Origin of the sequence: Paeniroseomonas aquatica (genome assembly GCF_030409335.1) — a bacterium.
In the GTDB taxonomy this organism is placed as follows: Bacteria; Pseudomonadota; Alphaproteobacteria; order Acetobacterales; family Acetobacteraceae; genus Belnapia; species Belnapia aquatica.
In genome coordinates this window covers 1-14,767 of sequence record NZ_JAUFPN010000155.1, presented here as the reverse complement: position 1 = coordinate 14,767, position 14,767 = coordinate 1, and the positions used below count along the sequence as shown (strand labels likewise).

Here is a 14,767-nt window from a genome sequence, read left to right as displayed (position 1 = left end):
CCCGACCATCCCAACTCATTTCGCGTACAGCTTCTTAGGGTGATTCCAGGCTCCGCCTTATGTCGGGACCCCCATTGAGCGACAATAATAATTTTTACATAGCCAGGTATGTACGTATCTACGTAACTACGTGCAGCAGTGTTCCAGTAGGTAGATAGGGTGAGATCAGCTAGCCTGCACAAATGCGCATCATTCTTGTCTACTCCGCAAAAGGTGGATCTGGAAAAACAACCACAGCGCGTGAGCTTGCCGTTGCTGCCACCCTTGCCGGCCGCCGCGTCGCCATGATCGACCTAGATCCTCAAGGATCACTCACATCGTGGTACGGTCGCCGTGAGGCTGATGCTCCTGCTTTAGTAACTGCTGCCCCCGGTGCCTGGCAGCCGATCGCCGACGCCGGCTTCGATGAGCTCGTGATCGACGCGCCTCCAGGCGTTCCCCCTTGGCTCGAGCAAGTGGCCATGGAGGCGGACGCCGTCCTAGTCCCGGTTCGTCCCAGCCCCGACGACTTGGTTGCTGCGGCTGCTACCGCCGGGATGCTCGCCAGGCATCCGGCCTGGGCCTTCTTGCTTACCCAAGCGCCATCCCGGTCACGACTTGCAGACGGTACCGTTCGCCAATTGGCAGCCATAGGCCGGCTCGCGCCTACTACTCTCGGGTTTCGCACCGACTACCCAACAGCTGCTGTTTCTGGCACCGCAGCTTGCGAGTATCCAGGCACAAAGAGCTTTGAAGAAGTCACGCAACTACGTACCTACGTAGATATGTTAGGAGCTAAGCATGTCCCGACCTAAAGGGGACCTCGGCACGATGCTGGTCCCTAAGGCGACCGCAGCCGCAGCTACGCCTTTTCAAGCCCCCGCCCCTCAACCTGTACCCGCTACGCCGTCTCCCCCTACGCCGGTCAGCGGGCAGCAAACCGCGCTTACGGTTAAAATCGACCGCGGAATCTATTTACGGCTCCGCACCTATTGCCTGCGAGCTGAGGAGCGTGGCGAGCGGGTCACGCACCAGTCTGTCGCAGCTCGCGCGATTGCTGAGCTTCTCGATCGCGAGGGCGCCTAATACCCTAGGTACGTACGTACCTAAATTTGTCCAACACAGTCCTAGGCGTCTCGTCAGGCGTGTACGACGCATGGCAACCGCTTGACAGGCCCACATCAGCTTTTGTACTCATATGAGTACGTATCGCATCATTTGAATACGAGGGTTAATGCGCTTCCCATCCCTGAACGAGCTCTTCGACTTGATGGTCGCTCGCGGTGCCCAAGCCGGCGCCGCGATGGCGGCCCGTGTTCCCCAAGATGCGGCCACCATGCCGCTGAGTGTGCGCGTCCATCCGAAGGTGCGGGCTTACTACGAGGCGCAGGCCGAGGCCTGCGGCGCTGCGAGCGCGTCAGCGATGGTGGCAATGGTGCTGGAGGGAGTGATGAGAGCAACGGAACCGGCGAATCCTGCGGCTCAGGATCGGACAATCGACATAACGGACAACGGGTTCCGCACCATTGGCGATGAGGCGGCGACGCTGGTGCGCGACGAATTGCTGAGTGCTCTAGGACCGATTGGTACCGCGATCGAGGAGAGGAGGGTGTCTGCCATTAGCGTCGACAGGCCCGGCGGAGCTTGGATGCAAGCCGGCGCTGGCTGGGAGTGGTGCGAATGGCCGGCCCTTGACACGGTCCGGCTTGGGAAACTCGTGGATCTGGCGTCCGTCGCTATTGGCGCCGGAGACCAAGGTGTCGCTCGGGGTGGATTCGATGCAGGAGTGCGCCTCGAGGTCTTGCGCCCCCCTGTGATTGATGCTCCGGGTGGGCTGTTCTTCCGTATGAGTTCCCGTGAAGTGAAGTCGCTTGCAATGCTGGCCGCCGAAGGCCTTTTCGACAACACCAAGCCATACGACCCTAACAACGCTCCGCGGTCCCTAACCGTCGTGTCGGAAGATGTGGGAGCGAGGCTGAAAGCTGCGCTGGACAACAAAGAAAACATCATGTTGTGCGCCATGCCTCTTTGGGAGCGCATTGAACTCGTCGAAATGTTCGTCCGGTCGATTCCTGTGGGACGCAAGGTTGTCGTAATCGAGGACCGCAATCAGCAAGATCCCATGATCAAGACCGATTGCCTCCCGCGGAACAGCGTCGTGCTTACCTATGAGCGCGGTAGGAAGGGGGCGGAGTTCAGGGAGGTCGCGCGGGCGGCCGAGGCCCTTCGGCCGGACCACATCGTCATACCCAATCTGCGTTGGGAGCATAAAGAAGAGTACAAGCTCAGCGTCGGGCACGTCTTCGGAGGCCAGATCGTGGCTTCGGATGCGCTTGAGCCATCAATCAAACTCGACGACTGGATTGCATCCAATGCCGACGTGGTGATCGAGGTTGGCAGCGACCGCGTCGCCCCAATGGGCATAAAGCAAGTGCTGGCCCGCCCTTCTCGCCGCTAATTACCTGCCCGTTAGCGAGGCTTAGCGTCGCTCGTGTCGTCATCGTTGGGCCGCTGCGTCGAGCGATGGTCTGGGGGGGGCATGGGAGCGCTAGCACGGATCGCCGCGGCTACCCTTGCCCGCTCGTCTCGAAGGCCCGCGAGTTGGCGTTGCCGTAGCTCGTGCAGCAGTCCAGGCGCTTCTGCGACGTCGCTCTGCAGGGTTTGCCATGCCTGGTCCACGCGCTTGCCTGTACGGTCATAGCGCAGCCGATGCTCAAGCCGGTGCCGCTCATTGGCCAGGATCGACAAGGCCGATTCCCACCGGCGGATGCCCTGCCTGTCGCCAACTGCACGAGCTGCATCGAGAGCGCCCCGGGCTTTCGCTAGGTCGCCTTCGGTGCGCCGCATGAGCGCAGCATGGCGCATCTGGCAATGCTGTAGCCATAGCTTGTCGATCGGGGCGACGGCTGGCGGCGGGGCATTCGTGATGCGCTGCTCCAGCGCCACGAGTTCTGCCAGCCGGACCTGAAGCGCATGGTGCTGGCGGGGAGTGAAGTTTGTGGCGGGTGTCCATGGCCGGGCGATCGTGCCCTGGCGCAGCTGTACTAGCAGGACCGCGGCTTCAGCAGGGTTAGTGAGGCCAGCATTGCCGAACACCCTTTGTAGCCGGCTGGTTAGAACCCACCGGTCTGCATCGTCGTAGTGAATGAACGCCAGCAGCGCTGCATTGTCGGGAATGATAGCCGTCGGCTGTGGGGTCAGCCCAGGACGCTCCACCAAACGCGGCGTATCCTCCTCGCCCCGCAGCCAACGCCGCAGTTGAGCGATGACCGATGCCCACCAGGATTCGGCCTCCCAATCCGCGCTGTAGAGGTTGGCACCGATCGCTGGGGGCGAGGCGGCTGCCAGGTGGGGCGTAACCGCGGCGGGTGGCGGGGTGGTCGCCTTGGCGGCCCTGGGGGCCTCCTCGACGCTGCCAGGGGCCTCCTTGATGGTCGCTCGGGGCGCAACCTGAGGCTGCTGATATCCGGGGACGCCAAAGGCCACGCGCCAGGCGCCATCGAATGTGTGCCCGTCCACGTAGGGGTTCGGGCCGGCGGCCTTGGAGGCCTCCATGGCCTCGGCGGCGGCCTGGATGGTCTCCGGCCCGACATTATCGAGGTCCACCGAAGCGGCCTTCATGGCGTCGGCGGCGGCTCGAATAGCCTCTGGCTCGATATCGTCGAGGTCTACCAGCGCGGTCTCGGAGATAGCCTCAGGCTGCCGAGCGGGGGTCGCCTTGAGCTTCCTGGCTGGCGTCGCACGAGCACCAGCGGCCGGCAGCGGGGCGATCTCGGCGCCTGCCAGGAGGCGGATCAGATCCGCTTTTACCAGCGGCTTCTCGCCGCGGGCCCTCAGGGCCGCGTTGATCGTCCGCAGCAGCGGGTGGACGTTACGGCTTTCGTCCATAAGGACGGGGACACGCTCGCCCTGGCGGTTGGCCTTGTCGCCCAGGTAAACCGGCAGGCCGGCATCCCGCAGGGCAGCTACACGGGCAGGCCCACTGTCGCCAGAGCGGAGGGCCGCCAGGGCCACCGCGCCGACGTCCATCGGCTCAACCTTGGTCCGGTCCCGCTGCATCCGGCGCTTGGGACTGATCGCCGCGGCAACGAAGGGAGCCGTCTCCGGGTCAATCCCATCACGGCGCCGGCGGGAAGCCTTTGGCATCAGGTCATCACGATCGGGGTCTGGGGCTTTCCGCCAAGTGTCCCGCACAAAGTCAGCAATGTCGTCCCGGCCCATCTTCCGAAGCTCGTCGATGACCTTCCGGGGGTGGGCAATGGAGGGGCAATCCTGGCCCAGCTCGTAGGCGACTTCGGCGGACAAGCGCTGCCGGCGGTAGCGGTCAAAGCTCATTTCGGCAATGCGCCGGTTGCCTCCTGCCAGGTCGTAGACCCTGTGGGCGTGCCAACGGCCGTGCTTAAGATGGCGGACCTCGGAATAGGCGGCGGATTGCAGGCCGAACTCGCGCTCGAACTTAGCCCAAAACAGAGCCTCCCCCTGGTGCCGGGCTTCCTCAGACCATAGCGGGTCGGGGTCTAGGTGAATGTGATAGAGCGTCCGCTGGGTCCGGCAGGCCCCTCCATTGAGACGCATTTCGTCCAGCTGGTGGCCCAGATCCTCGCAGACGAGGTTGCGCCCGCGGCCAACCACGACTTGTTCATTGGCTGTGCTGTTGAGGAGGTGGCGCCGCAGCCGCGGCCCGCCACTACCCCGCTCGGCGCCGGAAAACACGGGCGGCCTCCGCTACCTGGGGGTGCAACTCTCGCAGGAGCCGTAGAGCCTCCTCTGCCTGGGCGTGCAGGGCCATGTCGCGGTGGGCCGTCTCTTGGCGGGACGCCTGGGCGAACTGGATCAATGCGCCCGTGGCTCGTCCCAGGGCAGCCGACAGCACCGCAGCGTCAGCCTTAGCAGGGGTCGCCGGCGGGAATTTGCCTCGGGGGGTCTTGGTAGGCTCATCGCCCAGGTCGCGCAGGATGAGCTTGGCGACATACGTGGAGGGACCATCGCCTTCGGCGGCCGCCTTGGCTTCCAGTCGCGCTTTGTCCGCAGGCAGGAGACGGGCCGAGACTAGCCCCTTGGTCTGTCGCGCCTCCGACTTGAGGTTGACCCCAGCGCCACGTGGCCGGCGGCGCGAGGCCTCGGCGGGAGCGGCAGCGGGGGTCAGCGCGGTATTAGCCATGGCGAAACTCGGCGTTCCTTTGCTTGGGGGTCCAGGGGGGTTTTCCCCTCCTGGTCGTCGCCGCGGCGGCGATGGGGTCCACGGGGCGAAGCCCCTGGCCTGGCTAGACGGTTTACCGTCTACGCCTGGCTTCCGTCAAGAGTTTCCGTTTCAGGGGTACGTCCGCAGGGTGGCGTCGGGTTCTGTGTCGGGTGCAGTTACGGCGCTAGTGGGGCCGCGGCGGAGCCATTGTGGTACCACGCGGAGGAACGCATCACACGGTCAGAAAGTCGAGGTCATCGGGTTCATCGTCGGGTGCAATAGCCCCGGAAAAAGCAAAGGCGCCGGTGGCAACATCGGGTGCGGTGTCAGGTTCAAGCTCGGCGGCCTTGGCCTGAGCAATGGCCACCTCTAGGGACAAAAGCTCTAGGTCGTCAGGGTCATCGTCGGGTCCAACGTCGGGTTCGGGCGCTCGGGCCGCCACCGCTGCGGCGAGGTCGGGCTTGGTCAGGAGAGCGACCCGGGACTGCTCGTGCTGCTCGAAGGCGCGGATCAGGGGAGCAATGATCTGTTCGGTGGGGTCGTCACTGGCACGAGCCTGCTGCACCGCCCGTGCGAATAGCCTGCGGAGGTCGTCCGTCTGGTCAGGGACGTGCCCCATGGCCTCCACCTTCCGCCGCCACCGGCGATCCCGGGCGGCCTTGGCAGCCTGGGCACGGATCCTCTCGGCCGAGGCCAGAGGGTGCGCCTCTGAGCCGTCCGCCTCGTGGTCAGTCGGAAGGTCGGAGTTGCGAGCTTCATTGAGGAGGGCGCGGAGGCGGTCATTGCCGACACTAATCTGGAACGTCGCCAGGACGGCCGCCTTGGCTTGGCGATCAGTTGGCCAGGCGCGCTCGGGGTGTTCCTCCCGGAGCCGTTCTATCAGCCCCAGGATGTCGTCGGAATCGACCATGCGAGGGCCGGCGGTGGCGTCCATGGGTCAGCCGTTGCGGCGAGAAGGGGACAGCCGGGTGATCTCGGCGCGGATCGCGGCTTCGTCCGCTTTGGCCTGCTGGCGCTCCTGGCTGGTGCTGGCCCGCTCCTGGCGCAGCGTGGCTTGCCGCAACTGAAAGCCTAGCTGCTCCATCATGGGGCAGTCGAAGGTGTGTGAAGTTGCCATGGGTGCCTCGTGTTGCTGAGGGCGACACATCGGGTGCGTCGTCGGGTTCAGTATGGCGCCCAAGGGCAAAACCCCAAGTAGCAAAAATAATGCCCCTTCCTCGCGGCTCCGCTCAGGCCGCTTCGATCTGTCGGCGGATAGTGCGATTGGCATCGTTTAGAGCTGAGTGATGCTCGACTAGCGTGGGATAGGCGGCGGCAATGGCCGCGCGGTGCCTGCCGGTCCACTGGCCGGCGCACAGCAGGCCGAACGCGTCTCGCGCCCATGCTGTCCGCTCAGCGTCTAGGCTCGCAAGTATGCGCCCGAGCGAGAATCCTGGACCGTCGGCCGACAGGGTCCAATAGAGCTCGGCACAGGCCAAGCTGGACTTACCGCCCTCGGTGCCAAGCGCCCAGCTGGCGATGCGGTCCTCTGCGTTTGTGAGGGTCGTGACTGTCATGGTGCGGTCCTCTCTGTGGTGGCCAAGCCGAACGTCAGGCGCGAAATGCTTGAAATGAAAACCGCGGACCGCACTAGATCTAAATCACATTGGTCCAGCGGGCCTTCCGACCGTGCAAATACGCTGAGTAGTCTGTCGGCTGCTTCGACGTGTGCCGTGTAGTCGGGATTGTTCCGGTACGCGCCAGCCTGCGCGGCAGCGAACTCGTCGAGTGCGCGGCGGAGCGTCGGAGAGAAAGCCTCGCGGGCAAAAAGCTCTGTGACGGTGGCGGTCATGGTTGCCCTCTTGGTTAAGCGGTTTCGGTGGTGCGCTGGATCGAGCGAGAAACCTGAGCGGCGGTCCAGGCTCCGCCGCGCGGGGTTGGAATGCCGCGCTTGGCTAGCTCGGCGGCAATACCGCGGAGAGACAGGCCGGAAGCCTGTAGCTCGCGGATGACAGGCAGCACGCGGTGCGCGGCGTGGTTGGCCGCCTGGGTGCGTGCTCGGCTGGCCTTGGCTACATCGGGGCGGTGCTTCGGTCGGTAGCCGCGATCGCCGCCGAGACCGGGCAGCCCGGCTGCCGCACGCCGGATCTTGGCTGCGGCGAGCGCGGCCTTGGTGCGGGCGGAGATCATGCGCGCCTCCTCCTCGGCAACCAGGGCCATGATCCCGACCGTCAACCTGTTGGCGCCGGGCATGTCAGCGCAGACGAATTCGACGCCGGCATCCCGCAGGTTCAGCAGGAAGGCGGCATTGCGGGAGAGGCGGTCTAACTTGGCGACTAGCAGCGTGGCGCCAGTCCGCTTGCACCGCTCAATCGCGGCGGCGAGCTGCGGTCGATCGGCCTTGCGGCCGCTCTCCACCTCGACATAGGGCGGCTGCAACAGGTGATCGCCCGGCCGAATGTATGCGTCGATCGCGGTTTGCTGCGCCTCGATGCCGAGACCGCTGCGGCCCTGGCCGGCGGTGCTGACGCGGAGATAGGCGACATAGCTAGGCATGGTCTGCTCCCCCTCCGGCCAACATAGCGGGGTCTTCTTACTTCAATATCAACATACATCAACGGTCATAGGTGGGTGAAGATACAAATGGCGCGGTGAGGAATGGCTGGGGTCAGCAGGGCTGCTGCACACACGCCCGTTGGCAAGGAGGAGCAGAGCATTGGTGCGCAAATGCGGTGACCGCTGAACCTACCCGCCGCCTCAGGGGCTCAAGAAGGCTCATGCAGACGAGGGTTATACGTCAGATAAGTGCTTTGTGTTCTGCTTCTGCATTAAACAAGCCCGCTCCCGCTTCGCTCTCCATATGAGAGCTTGAATGTCGCCTCCAAATGTGCCATCTAGGCAGCGGAGGCTTTGTCGACCGAAAGGTTTGCATTGCCTTTTTCGTTTTCGAGGCCTTCGTCGCCGTTGGCGGCCTTCAGTTCCCCGATCACCACAAATCCCCAAGTGTCGAAGCCCTTTGGGTTGGTGTCGTGATAACGCAACCGGCACACCTGACGAGCGAAGCCCTCAAGCTCATTACGATGGGGCGCCACCATAGGGCGGACGCCACCAAGACGAACTCCCCAACTCACGACATACGCGACCAAATCAGCCATCTGAATCATAGTCGTTAGATCACTATGGACAAAAAGCGGTTCTGGAATAATTAGACTAGAGCGTTGTCGACCCTTGTTAGTATGCAAAAAATACCTTTCCATTTGTCCTAGTAGTATTTGACTCTGCTGTTTTTCGACTTCATCGAAAACTATTGTCCCCATTGGCTTCAAATACTCTGGACGTGTACTAAGAAAATGATAGAAACGCTCGAATAAGAAAGCGTAATCCTTTCGCAAAAAATCGTACTCTGACCGAACCATATTATTCGGGACGATGCTTGCGAAGGCCGTGGCTCCATGTTGGATGCAGAGGTTAAAGGCTTGTTCAACGTAAGCGATTTTTGCTTGGCCAAGAGCGGTAAGCTGATCGCCTTTGACGTTCGCTCCATCAGTAAGCGCCATATAAGCCAGCTTCGTGCGCTCCGTTACCGGCAAGGGCGGTTTTTGGGCGGCATGCTTGAAAGTCTTGCGTTTCAATAGCTTCTGGCCTTTTGCCTCAACGCCATAGGCATCGAACAGGCGCAAGCCGAAGAACTCTTCCTGAGCGCCTTTGAGGGCTTGGATCAGGCGCCAGAGTTGCCTGTCCTCGATGGCCAGTCCGGCGAGCACTTCATAGGGCGAGTCTTTCCCATCCTGCCCGGACTCGTCGACGAAAAGAAACCAACCCACTTACGCCTCCAGGCTCGTATCGAGTTCTGATCTCTTCATTCGAGTGGAAAGGTTTGTCCTAGAAAAAATCTGTAATCGGTTTATAAGGCCACCAAGATCTATTCGACGACGGGCGATTTGTTTGGGCAGCTTCTCGGGAGCTAGCCGATGTAGCAGGCCCTTTTGTTCCAAAACCTCTAACCGACGCTCGACGGTTCTAATTGATACACCCATCCTACTCGCGATTACTCGGGGCTGAGGGTACGGTAGATCTTCGGGCTGCCACCAATGCATGTTTACATTCAGCAAGATGACAACATCCAAAGCGTCGAGGCCCAGCTTTGCTTGCCCTCGCACAAGAACGTTAGGAATGATCTGGAAGCCTGCATCCAAAGCATCACCCCACTTGGCTGCAGCGAGTGTTCGGGCCTTGTCGTTTGTCTGATGAGTTTCGTTCGCACTGGTCTCTGAGGAGTTCATTTCGCCCGAATCACCCGCCTGCGCCAACTGTGCAGCAGGCAATATGCGAAGCCGGCGACGTAGTCCATACTGAATATTCATACTAAGAGGACATGCGACACTAGCGTCGCAAAAAATGCGTTTGGAAGGTTTGGTATTTCTGCGAGGAACAGCGCGCGAGGAGGTTAGAGGCGGTGGTGTAAGGCCTAGCCAGCTTCGGTATGGTCGGCGAATGGCGACCATAAGGCTCAGCGTCGTGCTTGCGTCCGAAGCGCGGATCGGCCCCGGCAAGGCGGCGCTGCTGGAGAGCATGCGCGACAGCGGGCCGATCTCGGCTGCCGCCCGTAGCATGGCCATGGACTACAAACGGGCCTGGACCCGGCTCGATAGTATGAACACGGCCTTCGACACGCCGGTCGTCGTCGCTGTGCCTGGGGGGACTCGCGGCAGCGGGGCGCAGTTGACCTCGTTCGGGATCGAACTGCTCGCGCGGTACCGCCGCCTAGAGGCCACCGTGGCGGCGCTTGCCACCGATGACCTGGCAGCGATCGCGGCCCGCGCGCTGCCGGAGAGCAGCCCTAAGGTCTGACGCCCTGCAATCTCCGGCCTGACCATGCTGTCCCGCGCTATGATTTTTTGCCATAGAGAGGTGGGCGCATGAGTGGTGCGAGCCCTCGGCCGGAAAACTCCGGCCATGACATACCGCTGACAGGATCCGTGCCCCAGGGTGACACAGCGCGGTCCCTGCCGGCGGCCTCATCGGCCTTGGCGGGGCGAAGTTCCGCCTGCCGCTCCGCCTAGGAGGCGGTTTACAGGCCCACCACACGGTCCGGGCTCTAGCCGGTTCCGGCGGATTTTGGCAGTAGCGCATCGAGTGCCATCCCGGCGCCGACAATGGCTTGCATCTCCGGCAGGTCGGGCACTCGGGGCCAAGCAGTCGGCAGGGTGACCTGGCTTAGGTCCACCAGTCGGAAGCCGACCGCCGCGGTGCCATGCCGCCGGATGGTGAATTTCAGCGGATTCCGGCCGTCCTGCCCCCACGCCTCTAGCGTCCTCAGGTTGTCGTTTGAGACGAACCGTGTCGCCTCGGCGCACTGCTCCGCCAACTTTAGCGCTCGCTGCATGGCACGGAAAACGAGACCCGCCGTGATAGTGATTTCCTGTTCGCCGCCTTTGTCGATCAGCTCGAGGAGGGGTTGGTCGTCCTCGCCTTCTGGAACCCGCCGAAGGGCCTCGATAATGCCTTCGAGGTGCTGGGAACGCTTTGTACGTGGCCGGATCAGGAAGGCTTGACCCTGCAGGGTGCCGAGGTTTACCAGCTCGTAGCGGCGCTGCGGGGCGCGTGCCGCCCTAGGGTGCGACACCGCCTCAGCGACGAGGCGGGCGCCCTCCGACTCCTGCTCCACGGCTAAGGCGCCACCGTAGCGGCGGACTGTGTTTTCCAGCAATTCCGCCAGTTCTCGGACGTCACGGAAGAACGCCTTTTGCTGTCGCTCGATGAAGAGCGCGGCCTGCCGCAATTCCTCAAGCGCGACGATGAGCGGGCGTACCGCGGACGCGTTCGCGTGCAACCAGTTAAACGCGATGCTGTCGAGGGTTTCCTGCTCCTGCAGCCTCCTCAGTCTTCTATAACGCAGCTCGCCGAAGTGCTCTGGCCTCGCCGCGCAGATGTGGCCGATGACCCGGAGCCAGCCGTCGGGCGACCATAATACGGCGCCCTCGAGGAATTTTGGATGGTTGTTGCTGCAAATCGCGCAGGGGACGAAGTCCAGTCCTGGGCGCTTCTTCCTGTCGATTGAGAAGGTGCGGACGATCTTATGGTCCGGCGAGTAGAAGTCCGGCGCGGCCCAAAGAAGTCCAGGAATTTCCTCGGGTTTCTGGCGCCGAAGTGGTTCGAGGATGCGTTCGTCTTCCGGCGAGGGCGGGGTTTGGTAAGGGCCTCCAAGGGAGGAACCATCGGCCATTCAGGTATCCAATGACTCGAGGAAACAGGGAAAGCTCGAACCAGTTAGTTACCGATAAGCCAGACAGAAGGCTAGCAAAAACAACATCTAGTCGTAAACCAGTCGATAGATTCTCCATATTGTGTCAAGTAGATTCTCCAGCCCGAGATGATGGGTTCACTCTGTGAGGCTTGCTTGGCTGATCCGGTAACCGGCAGAGCGCGCGAGCAGCGGAAGAAGTGACGGAGTAAGTCTGGTTTCGGCTGGCTCACGCGGTCAACCGAAGTCCACGGTCCCGACGCACGAACTTAGATCTTGGTACGCATAAACCAGCTGCCCACCCTGTGCTGCCCGAAGGAAGGCCATAGAAGCCACCTATAGCCCTTCTAGGTGACGCTCTCGTGGGTCAGGGCAGGATGAAGCCTACTGCCGCCCTGTGACCGTCCTAGGCGTGTTCCAGAGGTATTCAAACCGGAAACTCCCAGTGCTAACTGTCTATCCGTCTGGCAACTGCCGGGTTGAGTGACGAATAGCGGCATAGCCTCTTTCCCCAATGCCCTTTTGCAGCCACTCAACCGGCGTTTTGTCGGGGTTAGAGCGCCTATCCCGACTTTTTGGGCGGCTTTTTATGTGCCAAATCAAAGGCTTAGATTGCTACGAGCCTCATTATGTCTCCCCAGACCCTTTGCTGCCTTCTCGATTCGAGGATTTCGCAATGTTGGTGCGGTGTCGCACCACCTTAGGCTTTTGTATTTGCTTGATTTTCCGCGCTATACCCACTTTCTCGTGGGGCCTATGGTTCCTGGAAACCTCAAAAATAGGTTGTCCACAGGTGTTAATGCACGGGTCCGCCTTCCTTTTTTTAATTCTTATGGCTCTAAGATTCGGGAGGGAATGAAGCGTTCATTATCAATAGCTTACCCTGTGGATTAGCGGACGTTTGGGGCCTGTATAGCGGACGTTTGGGGCCTGATTTCCCCTCTATAGCGGACGTTTAGGGCGCCTCATGGGGCACCTATCCCGACTTTTAGGGCGCGACCAGACTTGATTTTTCAAGGTCGGGTCGGGATATAACCCTGTATGGCAAATCCTCTTCCTCAGCGTCGCCCCCATGGCGACCTACTTGATCGTACTTGGGCTGGCCCACCGGTGGGCAGGACGATGAAAGCAGCCCATAACCGCAAGCAGGCGCGCGGCGATGAGCAGGAAAACCCCGTCGTGGTTAAGGCCCAGGAGTTGGTCGAAGCCCGCTATGTGAACTCGGGCGGGTTCACCTCAAACACGAAGAAAGTGCTCGTGGCGCTGCTACAGCATGCCGGAGGGGACGCTTGGCAGAACAAGCCACACACGGTCACCAAGCGTCAGCTGCGCGGCCCGGGCCACGACAGCACGGATCGCGTCGACGAAGCCCTTTCGGAACTGGCGCGGACGACGCTGCGGATCCGGGTCGAGGTTGACGCGCTGGGCGTCGTCTGCGGGCCAAACGAACGCGGAATGCCCGCTTGGCGAGAAGGCGCTGTGCTGGCAGATGTCACCTATCCCGACGCCGCAGCCGGCCTAGTACGATACCACTTTGGCCCGCTGATGCAGCAGGTGATGAAGTCTAGCCACCTCTATGCTGACATACAGCGCATGGTGCATTTCGCGCTGGACTCCAGATACGCAATAGCAATGTATGAACTGGGGTGTGCGTATTGGTGGAGAACGCAGGCCAAAGGGGAGGCCGGCGCAACTCCTCCTTGGCAAATAACTATGACTACAGAAGATCTAAGAGAGTTCCTCGGCGTGGGAAGTGCTTACAATAACTGGACCGATCTTCGTCGAAAAACGCTTGAAGCGGCTAAGAAGGAAATAGATTTTCTGGCGCCATTCACTTTTGACTGGACTGCGCACCATAAGGGGCGGCCCGTGGTGGCTGTCGATCTCACATTCGCACCGAAATCCGAAGCGGCTCAGAAAGCCGCAGCGCGAGCGGTGGCGGAAACTCCGCTGGTCAAGGATCTACGAGCTGCCGCGGAAGCAGGTAAGCGCCGGCAGGGCGCCGCTCCACAGGACGTAGTAGGGCGAGAGAGGGACCCGACGCTGTACCACGCGATTGACGAACTGCGGGCAGGCAAGCCGCTGCCGGGCACTGTCGAGGCCATGCGGAGCACCGTAGGGCAGTTGCTCACGGGTCAGGCGGCACGCCACCGGGAGCACATAGACCCCGTGGCTGCCGCGTTCGCAGCTCGAGCGGGCCAAGTTGACGATGATGAGCTGGCACCGCGACGGAAGCGGGGTCGTCCGCCAACCAAGTCGTAGTAGCGGCCTCGGCTGGGTATCCGGGGGGTGTAGCTCAATGGCAGAGCCAACGGCTCATAACCGCTAGGTCGTCGGTTCGATTCCGACCGCCCCCATCATTACCAGGACATTTCGTAACACGATGGAAAACCAGCATCGTTAATTGGGGTCCCGACATAGGAGGGAGGCTGGATTCACCCTAAGCGCGACAGACCAGGAACGCCGCGGCCACCGCACGGCCCGTCAGCCCGTCCCAATCGAACTACAGCCTAACCGCAACAGCACAGGCCCAAACGGAAACAGGGGCTTGCGGCTCGTCAGGCGGCGGTAGTTCAATTGGGACACCGGCTGATGGTCGCAGAAGGGCGGATTTCGGACCTTCGATAGCGCACACGGTTTCACAGGCTCCTTGGGCTAGTGGTCGGATCGGCGCTGATGATTCCCGATGGACCGCAACCATGCGAGGCCATCCTCGGGCTGCGTCTCGAAGCACGTGTCACCCTCCGGCAGCACGACCCAGGGCTGGACGCTGCGGGTCCAAAAATGCGCAGTCGGGCGCAGCCAAGACGTGTCGTCGAGCGTGCCCGCCCGCACCGCGACGAAGCCGCCCGGCGGCGCCGTCCCCGGTCTCACCCCGTTGCAGATCCAGGTGCCGCAACCCGCGCAAACCCATCGGGTCACCGTGCGCCCGCTGTCTGCGAGGCGCTCGAAGGACAGCGTCTCGCCTCCCGCGAAGCGGTACGCCTCGGCCGCGACCACCACCGCCGAGGAGAAGGCACTACCGGTGAGCCGCTGGCAGACGGTGCAGTGGCAGGTGTAGGTGACCAGCGGCGGCCCGGTGATCTCGTAGCGCACGGCGCCACACAGGCAGCCGCCAGTCTGCGGGAGCTTCATAGGTCGCCTTCCCCGTCTTCCCAGGAGGCAGGAGTTTCGGCCACTCGGCGGACGAAATCGAGACTTCCTCTCGCCCCAACCGACCCGCACAGCCGGAACCATCAGCCCGCTAGCGAAACTCGATGTTCCCGGCGCCGAAGTCTGGGCGAGAGTCGGCTCAGGGTCGAACTTTGCTGTAGCGGGCCGTTTGCGGTGTTCCTGCTCCATCCCGCTTAGAAGCTGTACGCGATTAAACGCTTTGCTCCGCC

The 14,767-nt window shown here is 62.1% G+C and carries 14 protein-coding genes and 1 tRNA gene; 5 read left to right on the top strand and 10 right to left on the bottom strand.

Going from position 1 to position 14,767, the window contains the following annotated elements:
• Window positions 1–182 precede the first annotated feature (182 nt).
• On the top strand, window positions 183–794 hold the full coding sequence (locus QWZ14_RS32015) for a ParA family protein (protein WP_353959317.1): 612 nt from the start codon (window positions 183–185) through the stop codon (window positions 792–794).
• 419 nt (window positions 795–1,213) lie between these two features.
• A complete protein-coding gene (locus tag QWZ14_RS16755; protein ID WP_290317914.1) occupies window positions 1,214–2,437 on the top strand; it encodes a P-loop NTPase family protein in 1,224 nt (407 codons plus the stop codon).
• Between the two features lie 11 nt (window positions 2,438–2,448).
• On the opposite strand, the gene QWZ14_RS16750 is transcribed toward QWZ14_RS16755, so the two are convergent.
• The 8 genes from QWZ14_RS16750 to QWZ14_RS32100 all read right to left on the bottom strand — a co-directional run bounded on the left by QWZ14_RS16750 (window position 2,449) and on the right by QWZ14_RS32100 (window position 9,423).
• Window positions 2,449–4,692 carry a hypothetical protein gene (locus tag QWZ14_RS16750; protein ID WP_290317913.1) on the bottom strand — a complete coding sequence of 748 codons (2,244 nt, stop codon included), beginning with the start codon at window positions 4,690–4,692 and terminating at the stop codon, window positions 2,449–2,451.
• Window positions 4,693–5,393: 701 nt separating this feature from the next.
• The gene (locus tag QWZ14_RS16745) at window positions 5,394–6,095 is read right to left on the bottom strand and encodes a hypothetical protein (protein WP_290317911.1); all 702 of its coding nucleotides are present in this window, start codon (window positions 6,093–6,095) and stop codon (window positions 5,394–5,396) included.
• Between the two features lie 3 nt (window positions 6,096–6,098).
• Window positions 6,099–6,278, bottom strand: coding sequence for a hypothetical protein (locus QWZ14_RS16740; protein ID WP_290317910.1), 180 nt, complete (start codon window positions 6,276–6,278; stop codon window positions 6,099–6,101).
• 112 nt (window positions 6,279–6,390) lie between these two features.
• Window positions 6,391–6,717, bottom strand: coding sequence for a hypothetical protein (locus QWZ14_RS16735; RefSeq protein WP_290317909.1), 327 nt, complete (start codon window positions 6,715–6,717; stop codon window positions 6,391–6,393).
• Window positions 6,714–6,992 (bottom strand): hypothetical protein, encoded by a 279-nt coding sequence (locus tag QWZ14_RS16730; RefSeq protein WP_290317908.1) that lies wholly within the window; start codon window positions 6,990–6,992, stop codon window positions 6,714–6,716. The genes QWZ14_RS16735 and QWZ14_RS16730 overlap by 4 nt, the downstream gene beginning before the upstream one ends.
• 14 nt (window positions 6,993–7,006) lie before the next feature.
• Window positions 7,007–7,696: a recombinase family protein gene (locus tag QWZ14_RS16725; RefSeq protein ID WP_290317906.1), complete on the bottom strand. Its 690-nt coding sequence runs from the start codon at window positions 7,694–7,696 to the stop codon at window positions 7,007–7,009.
• 338 nt (window positions 7,697–8,034) lie between these two features.
• Complete coding sequence (locus tag QWZ14_RS16720) at window positions 8,035–8,964, bottom strand: DUF3800 domain-containing protein (protein WP_290317905.1); 930 nt, start codon at window positions 8,962–8,964, stop codon at window positions 8,035–8,037.
• A complete protein-coding gene (locus QWZ14_RS32100) occupies window positions 8,965–9,423 on the bottom strand; it encodes a hypothetical protein (protein ID WP_408903700.1) in 459 nt (152 codons plus the stop codon).
• Between the two features lie 211 nt (window positions 9,424–9,634).
• Here QWZ14_RS32100 and QWZ14_RS16715 point away from each other — a divergent pair, with 211 nt between their 5' ends.
• Complete coding sequence (locus QWZ14_RS16715; RefSeq protein ID WP_290317904.1) at window positions 9,635–9,991, top strand: winged helix-turn-helix domain-containing protein; 357 nt, start codon at window positions 9,635–9,637, stop codon at window positions 9,989–9,991.
• Window positions 9,992–10,238: 247 nt separating this feature from the next.
• Here the strand turns inward: QWZ14_RS16715 and QWZ14_RS16710 are convergent, their stop codons facing one another.
• On the bottom strand, window positions 10,239–11,366 hold the full coding sequence (locus QWZ14_RS16710) for a hypothetical protein (protein ID WP_290317903.1): 1,128 nt from the start codon (window positions 11,364–11,366) through the stop codon (window positions 10,239–10,241).
• 1,140 nt (window positions 11,367–12,506) lie between these two features.
• Here QWZ14_RS16710 and QWZ14_RS16705 point away from each other — a divergent pair.
• The gene (locus QWZ14_RS16705; protein ID WP_290317902.1) at window positions 12,507–13,646 is read left to right on the top strand and encodes a replication initiation protein; all 1,140 of its coding nucleotides are present in this window, start codon (window positions 12,507–12,509) and stop codon (window positions 13,644–13,646) included.
• A gap of 23 nt (window positions 13,647–13,669) precedes the next feature.
• A tRNA-Ile gene (locus tag QWZ14_RS16700) sits at window positions 13,670–13,741 on the top strand.
• A gap of 298 nt (window positions 13,742–14,039) precedes the next feature.
• Here the strand turns inward: QWZ14_RS16700 and QWZ14_RS16695 are convergent.
• The gene (locus QWZ14_RS16695) at window positions 14,040–14,519 is read right to left on the bottom strand and encodes a GFA family protein (RefSeq protein WP_290317900.1); all 480 of its coding nucleotides are present in this window, start codon (window positions 14,517–14,519) and stop codon (window positions 14,040–14,042) included.
• Window positions 14,520–14,767: the final 248 nt, after the last annotated feature.